Genomic DNA, 1,810 nt, shown 5'->3' with positions numbered 1-1,810 from the left:
AGTTATGTTAAAATATTAACAAACCTAACCATAACCACCCGCATAGTGCGTTTATAATTTATAAAACGGTCATTTCATTTGACGTACCTTTATACAACCGTTGTACGTAATTGCGGAGAACTGAACATCAAAGAAAAATCAATGAAAAAATTAACAAATCGGATTTTGATAATATCAAGCGGATTTTTGATTTTGACAATCGGAATTTCTTACTTTCTGTTTAGTTTTAATAAAAACCAATATTTTGTTTGTGCGACTGAATTACCACAAGGTTTTTGTGGAACTGAAATGCCTCAACTTTCGGAAAAAGGTAAACTAGGAAAAAAAGTTTTTGCTGTGAACTGTGCAGCTTGTCACAAACCGACAAAAAATATGACTGGACCTGCTCTCGCTGTTATGTTAGACAAAAAAAAATTCCCTTATCCGAATTACATTTATGATTTTGTAACCAAAGAAGATTCACTTCTTAAAATCAAGAAATATCGAACGGAATTCATAAATAGTGAATACAACTCGGAATTTAATCACAATTTCAAACTGACAACCATTGAATTCAACAATCTTCTTGAGTACGTTTCTGAACGTAGTTCTATTAAAAACGAAACTTCTGTAATGACCAAAGGATTTGGAATCGGAAAAGATTTATTTAAAGATGACTGTAATGTGTGCCATAAAGAAAGAGGTATTATAAATACACGGTATATGAAAGAAACTATCAAAGATGTTGGACGTGAATATTTTAGAGCTTTCATTTCTAATCAAGATTCATTAGTGAACAGCAAAGACATTTATGCACTAAAAGTCAAAGAGGAATATAATTACACAGCCAATGCTCATAATTTCAAATACTCTGAAAAGGAAATAAACGGATTAATTGAATATATAAAAGATAAATAACAACTACGTACAACCAAGGCTAAAATTAATTGCTGGGCCAGTGCCTGTTTGGAAAAATCCTGCGGATTTTTCCAACGGTGTTTCCCTTTTGCTAACTTTAAGCCCAACCAATGCAACTAATTTTAGCCGAGACCGTTGTGCAACATTAACAAACCCAAAAATTCAAGAGTTTATTGAAATCAATTTTTATAAGTCCGAAAGAGGAAAACAAATTTGTGCAAAAGCTTCTCGAAAATATTGACTCGGAATTTGAGCCTGAACAAGTTCCAGTAAAAATTGAAAAATATTCTGAACCCTTAAATTGTTTCGGAAATGTTGACAAAAAAATAGAATTAGATGGAGGAAAGGTTCATTACGGATGGGCTATTTACCAAACGAATATATTGTGCGAAGCGGAGCGACACGCAGTTTGGGAAAACGAAAAAGAGGAATTAATTGACATTACACCAAGAGAAATTGACTTTGACCAAATAATGTTCGTACCAGACAATGATTTCGAATATAAAGGTCAAATCATAGATAATTACAGAGTGAATATCACAAAAAACAAAGTCGTAGACCACTTTATTAAAGTCTGCGAAACTTTGAGTAAATTTTATTCTCTTGGAAAACGAAAAAATAATTGGGAATTAGAAATAGAGCCTCATATTGGAAAGATTATTTATGAGTATGAGGATTTAAAATCTCAATTAGAACACTATATAAACAATGGCGGGAATTTAAGAACAAAATGCATTTGTGGTGGGAATAAGAATTATAAAAACTGTCACGGAAAAACATTAATTGAACGAATTGACAATGATTATAAAGATATTATCAAAAACAAATAACGTTGCACAACAATGTATAACCGCAATTACGGCGGATTCGACTACGTCCGAATCCACTCGGAATTGCTAAGGCTTGCGACCGA

General features: G+C 32.4%; 2 protein-coding genes. Both read left to right on the top strand.

The window, feature by feature from the left end; genetic code table 11:
* The first annotated feature begins 141 nt into the window (after positions 1-141).
* Entirely contained in the window at positions 142-897 is a 756-nt protein-coding gene (locus HJC33_RS00090) for a c-type cytochrome (protein WP_171656756.1), read from the top strand.
* Positions 898-1,070: 173 nt separating this feature from the next.
* Complete coding sequence (locus tag HJC33_RS00085) at positions 1,071-1,727, top strand: hypothetical protein (RefSeq protein ID WP_171656755.1); 657 nt, start codon at positions 1,071-1,073, stop codon at positions 1,725-1,727.
* Positions 1,728-1,810: the final 83 nt, after the last annotated feature.

Origin of the sequence: Flagellimonas amphidinii (assembly GCF_013090115.1) — a bacterium.
Lineage (GTDB): Bacteria > Bacteroidota > Bacteroidia > Flavobacteriales > Flavobacteriaceae > Flagellimonas > Flagellimonas amphidinii.
The sequence above is the reverse complement of the archived record's forward strand: the minus strand, read 5'-3'. Positions and strand labels throughout refer to the sequence as shown.

Coding starts and splice junctions, on each gene's coding strand:
- HJC33_RS00090 (WP_171656756.1), top strand. CDS start 142: ATGAAAAAATTAACAAATCGGATTTTGATAATATCAAGCGGATTTTTG.